General features: G+C 65.4%; 6 protein-coding genes. 2 read left to right on the top strand and 4 right to left on the bottom strand.

Annotated features, from left to right (window positions below):
• Both I5M_RS25345 and I5M_RS25340 read right to left on the bottom strand, forming a co-directional pair.
• A partial coding sequence (locus tag I5M_RS25345; RefSeq protein ID WP_040771895.1) for an ABC transporter substrate-binding protein occupies positions 1–581 on the bottom strand: 581 nt, incomplete at its 3' end.
• A 35-nt stretch (positions 582–616) separates the two neighbouring features.
• A complete protein-coding gene (locus I5M_RS25340) occupies positions 617–1402 on the bottom strand; it encodes an ABC transporter permease (RefSeq protein WP_031337554.1) in 786 nt (261 codons plus the stop codon).
• Between the two features lie 419 nt (positions 1403–1821).
• Between I5M_RS25340 and I5M_RS25335 the strand changes: the two genes are divergently transcribed.
• Positions 1822–2979, top strand: coding sequence for a DUF2336 domain-containing protein (locus tag I5M_RS25335; protein WP_022723955.1), 1158 nt, complete (start codon positions 1822–1824; stop codon positions 2977–2979).
• A gap of 98 nt (positions 2980–3077) precedes the next feature.
• On the opposite strand, the gene I5M_RS25330 is transcribed toward I5M_RS25335, so the two are convergent.
• Both I5M_RS25330 and I5M_RS25325 read right to left on the bottom strand, forming a co-directional pair.
• The gene (locus I5M_RS25330; protein ID WP_022723954.1) at positions 3078–3650 is read right to left on the bottom strand and encodes an Hpt domain-containing protein; all 573 of its coding nucleotides are present in this window, start codon (positions 3648–3650) and stop codon (positions 3078–3080) included.
• 20 nt (positions 3651–3670) lie between these two features.
• Positions 3671–4216, bottom strand: a complete 546-nt coding sequence (locus I5M_RS25325; RefSeq protein ID WP_022723953.1) for a response regulator — start codon at positions 4214–4216, stop codon at positions 3671–3673.
• A gap of 239 nt (positions 4217–4455) precedes the next feature.
• Between I5M_RS25325 and I5M_RS25320 the strand changes: the two genes are divergently transcribed.
• The coding region (locus I5M_RS25320) for a fumarylacetoacetate hydrolase family protein (RefSeq protein ID WP_022723952.1) at positions 4456–5215 on the top strand (760 nt) is incomplete at its 3' end.

The following is a 5215-nucleotide window of genomic DNA, read 5'->3' as shown; positions in this document are numbered from 1 at the left end:
TCCAGCGACAGCGTCGCGTCCACCGTGCCGCCGACCACAGCCGGCACCTGCATCGCCACGGCGAGATCGACCAGCTTGACGTCCTTGTCGGGATCCAGGCCCGCAGACTTCACCATGTGGCGCGAGATCGTCCGCCACTGGATGCCAGGCACGTGGCCGAGCGTCTTGCCCTTCAGGTCGGCAAAGCTCTTGATGGTGCTGTCCGGCTTGACGATCAGCCCGTCATTGATGCGGTCGACCTTGATGCCGCCGCCCTGGAGCCCGAAGATCTTCAGCTTGCCTGGAAATTTCGATTCCGCGATCATCGCGATGCCGGCCGCAGCGCCGGGCGGTCCGAAATCCGCACGGCCCGCGATCAGCGCGTCGATGATCTGGTTCGGCGACTCCATCTTGTTGGAGTCGATCTCGATGCAGGCCTTCTCGAACAGCTTCTGGTCGAGCGCGACGTAGTACGCGGTCGTCTGCATGATCGGCAGCCAGGCCGCAGTGACCTTGTCCATCTTGTCGCAAGCCGCCTGCGCGCCGCCGGCGGTGGAGAGCGCGGCCGCGAGCGTGGCGGCCAGCAGAACTGATTTGGACATCGTCGACTCCTTGTGAGCGAAGGCTGCGGGGCGGATCATTTGCCCGACCAGTGGACGATCGAGCGTTCGAGAAACAACAGGATCAGATTGAGGCCGTAGCCCATCGCGCCGGCGATCAGGATCGAGCCGTACATGTCGGTGAGCGAGTAGGAGATCTGTGCATCGATGATGCGGTGGCCCATGCCGTCGGTGGCACCGATGAACATCTCGGCGACGATGATGACCACGAGTGCCAGCGACACCGCCGTGCGGAGTCCGATGAAGGTCTGCGGCAGGGTCTCGAAGAAGATGACGTCGCGGAAGATGCGCAGCGAGGAGGCGCCCATCGAACGGGCGGCGAGGATGCGGGTCTGCCGCGCGTTCATCACGCCGTAGGCGACGTTGAACACGATCACCAGCCACGCTGCGAACGCCGCCACCGCGATCTTGGCGAGATCGCCGAGCCCGAACAGAAGCAGGAACAGCGGAAACATCGCGGTCGCCGGCGTCGAGCGGAAGAAGTCGACGATGAATTCGACCGAGCGATACACCGCAGCCTTGGCGCCGAGCACGATGCCGACCGGAACGCCCGCGACGATCGCGATCGCGATCGAGTAAGCGACGCGAACCATGGTGTGCCAGAAATCCTTGGTCATGCTGCCTGACCAGATCGCAACCGCCGTGTCACGCAGCGTATCGACCGGGGAGGGAAGCAGATCCTTGTTGACCCAGCCGCCGCGTGCGGCGAGCCACCAGATGCCGAACAACAAGATCGGGCCGACCGCGAGTTCTGTCGCGCGCCGCAGCCTCGCTGTTGAGACTTTCGAGATTGCTGTCTGCACGGCTCTCTCCTGCGGGTCCCGCCCGTCGTTAGTTAGCGCGCTGATCATCGCCGACGGCAGCCGTATGAAAATGGCGAATTGTGCAACGCAGTGTGCAAATTTGCATTTTCAAATCTACCGACCGTGCGATCAATCTGTAATCATACACTGTCGAGATTGTAGGCAGTCGGCTGGGAAGAAGCAGGTGCGTGACAACCCGAGTGCCGAGGAGAGGGACTCGGCTGTGTTGTCGCGAGGAGGCGGCCGCGCGGACGTCAGGCCCGGGCGGGGCGGACGATGGGGCGAGCCTGCAGCCTTAACGAAACGTCAACAAACCCAAACAGTTATGGTGAACCCTTTGTTAAGCAGCATGGTTTACTGATCGTAACCGTGGTCGTCGCGCCTCGCGATGTCGTTGCGTCAGTAAGCCGGAAACGTCCATGATCGTTCGGCAGTTCATCAGTTGGGTTCGCCACGCGCCGGCGGGAGAGCGCGCCGAAGCTACGCGGGCTCTGGCCCGCGCCTATCTGATCTCCGATCTCTCCGAAGACGATCGCATCGCCGCCGAAGGCGCGCTGATCCTGATGCTCGACGATGCCTCGGCCCTGGTGCGCCAGGCGATGGCCCAGGTGTTTGCACACAGCCCTTACGCCCCCGCGGTGATCGTGCGCGCCTTGGCCTCGGATCAGGCGTCGGTGGCGCTGCCGGTGCTCGAATTCTCGCCGCTGCTGGTCGATGCCGATCTGGTCGACATCGTCGCCACCTCGTGCAGCGAAGTGCAATGCGCGGTGGCGCGGCGTGTGCAGCTGCCTGTGGCGGTGTGTGCCGCCATCGCCGAAGTCGGCTCTGCCGCCGCCGCGCTCGAACTGATCGAAAACGCCCGCGCCGAACTGGCCCCATTCTCGTGGGACCGCATCGTCGAGCGTCACGGCCATCTCGCGGCGATCCGCGAGTCGATGCTGGCGCTGCCCGATCTGCCCGGCGCTACGCGTCTGGCGCTGCTCGACAAGCTGTCCGACACCCTGACGCAGTTCGTTGTGGCGCGGCGCTGGCTGTCGCCGGATCGTGCGGCGCGTATCGCCTCTGAGGCGCGCGATCGCTCCACCGTGACGATCGCGGCGCAGGCTCAGCGCAATGAGATCGGCGCGCTGATGGGGCACCTGCGCGAAACCGGGCAACTCACTGCGGGGCTGATCCTGCGGGCGCTGCTGTCCGGCAATCTGTCGCTGTTCGAAGCGGCGCTGGTCGAGCTTTCCGGTCTGCCGCGCGCCCGCGTCGGCGCGCTGCTGCACGATGGCGGACGTACCTCGGTCAATGCGCTCTTGGCGCGCGCCGGGCTGCCGGAGACGTGTTTTCCGGCGTATTTCGCCGCACTCGAGGCGATCCGCGAGATCGGCTACACGGGCAGCGAGGACGGCGACGCCCGGCTGCGCCGCCGCATGGTCGAGCGCGTGCTGACGCGTTGCGAGACCGGCGAAGAGACCGCCGAACCCCTGCTGATCCTGCTGCGCCGCTTCGCCACCGAATCCGCCCGCGAAGAAGCCGCCGCCTTCTGCGAAGAACTGCTCGCCGAGAGCGAAGACGCGCTGGCGGCGTAAGGTCCGAGCGCACAATCTCTCTTTCGTCATTCCGGGCTCGCGCTTCGCGCGCCCCGGAATGACGATATGGTGTTGGATAGTCGCGTCGGCGAATCTAACTACTCGCGGGGCGCCAGCGGCGGCGCTAAGATCGCTTCCAGATGCTCGGGGCGGTCGCGGTTGACGCTGGTGAGATAGTCGTCGGCGACGCTGCGCAGTTTCTTCACCAGCTTCTTTTCGACTGCCGGATTGCTGCGCTCGCCTTCGCGCACGATGGCCTGAATGGCGGCGACGTGATTGGCGATCAGTTCGTCCGGCACCCGCGCCAGATCCGGCGCGTGCTCGATCACCCGGCAAAGGCTCTCGGCCGCCAGCGCTGCCGCCGGAAAGCCGAACGTGACGGCGTCGCCCTTGATGTCGTGGGCGGCGTGAAACAGTTCGTCGCGCGCCGCCTTGGTGACCCCGTTGTTCCGAAGGCCTGCGTGCGCGCTGATCAGCCGGTCGCATTCCTCGTGCATCCAGCTCGAAAATTCACCGGCAAGCCCCGCCAGCGCGGCTTCGGCGCGGCCGATCGGATCGTCGCCTTCGCTGGTCTCGACACGGCGCACGGCGGCGCGCAGCGGATTGGGCTGGGTAATCACCTGGTGATCGGCGTGGGTCTCGACGATGAGGTCGGAACGTTTGTTCGCCATGGGGCCGGTCGCCTTCGCCGTTAGCCGGTGACGCGGGCCTTATCCAGCAGCGACGCCTGCTGGATAACGTCCGCCTGGCCGTGGCCGCGCCGCTCGGGGCCGATATAGCCGCCGGTGTTGCTGCGCCGACGATCCGGGCCGAAGTAGTTACGCGTCTTGATGAAGGGCCGCGGGCTCGCCACCACATTGAGCACCCGCTGATACAACGCCTTAGCGGAGATCGGCTTGGCCAGGAATTCGGTGACTCCGGCGTCGCGCGCCAGCGTCACGCGGCGCTTTTCCGAATGCGCGGTCAGCATGATGATCGGAGCGTAAGGATTGGCTTTGGCGTCCGGCTGGCGGATCATCTGGGCCAGTTCCAGCCCGTCGAAGATCGGCATTTCCCAATCGGTGATGACGATGTCGGGCGCGAAATGCGTGAACATCTCGAGCGCCGTGGCGCCGTCTTCGGCCTCGGAGACTTCGCGCGCGCCGAACGAGTGCAGCAGGGTGCGCAAAATCCGCCGCATGTGCGGATTGTCATCGCAGATCAGGAAGCGCAGCTTGTTGAAATCGATGCGGAACATGACGCAGCCCGGACCGCGCGCCGTGCGCGGATCAACCCGGCGTTAACTGTAAGAATCCGGCGTTAAGGAAGGGTTGAGGCACCGCTACGGCTCGCGCGGGGTGCGGGTTCCGTCCGGCATAGCTCCTATCGCAGGACGCATCTGGCGGCGTAGCCGCCTACCTGTAATGTCGCCGCAACCCGGCCTCGGACGCCGGGTGGGGACGGTCGCAAAGACCGCAGGACAGGAGGAGACCCCAAATGACGACACGCCGCGATTTTCTCATCACCGCAGCAGCCGGCGCGGCTGCGCTCGGCGCCGGCAGCGCCCAGGCTGCGAGCCCGGCAGCGGCGGGCCCGCACCAGATGCCCCGCAATGTCACGCTGCTGGCGATGATGCAGCCCGATGGAAGCGAGACGCTGGGCGTCAAGCTGCCGAACGGCGTCCTCGACGTCGCCGCCGCGTCCAAGGCGCTGAATATGGACGTGCCGCTGACGCTGGAGACGCTGCTCGCCTCGGGGCAGGCCGGCGCGCTCGACAAGCTCGTCGCCGCCGCCAAGGACAACAAGTCCTTCATCAAGGACGAATCGTCGATCAAGTTCGGCCGGCTGTTCACTGATCCGGGCAAGATCGTCTGCGTCGGGCTCAACTACAAGGCACATGCCGAGGAGGCCGGCGAGAAGCTGCCGACCAAGCCGATCCTGTTCAACAAGTACAACAACACGCTGGCGCCGCACGGCACCACCATCAAGCTGCCGCCGCCGTCGGTGTCGACCAAGTTCGACTACGAGACCGAGCTGCTCATCGTCATCGGCAAGACCGCCCGCAACGTCTCCGAAGCCGACGCGCTCAACTACGTCGCCGGCTACGCCATCGGCCACGACTTCTCGGCGCGCGACCTGCAGCTCGAAACCGGCGGCCAGTGGATGGTCGGCAAGACGCTCGACGGCTTCGCGCCGATCGGGCCGTATTTCGTCTCTGCCGATCAGGTCGATCCCAACAACCTGATGGTCGAAACCT

This window comes from Rhodopseudomonas sp. B29 (assembly GCF_000333455.1).
Lineage (GTDB): Bacteria > Pseudomonadota > Alphaproteobacteria > Rhizobiales > Xanthobacteraceae > Rhodopseudomonas.
This window is presented reverse-complemented; position numbering and strand designations above follow the sequence as displayed.

Coding starts and splice junctions, on each gene's coding strand:
- I5M_RS25335 (WP_022723955.1), top strand. CDS start 1,822: ATGATCGTTCGGCAGTTCATCAGTTGGGTTCGCCACGCGCCGGCGGGA.
- I5M_RS25330 (WP_022723954.1), bottom strand. CDS start 3,650: ATGGCGAACAAACGTTCCGACCTCATCGTCGAGACCCACGCCGATCAC.
- I5M_RS25325 (WP_022723953.1), bottom strand. CDS start 4,216: ATGTTCCGCATCGATTTCAACAAGCTGCGCTTCCTGATCTGCGATGAC.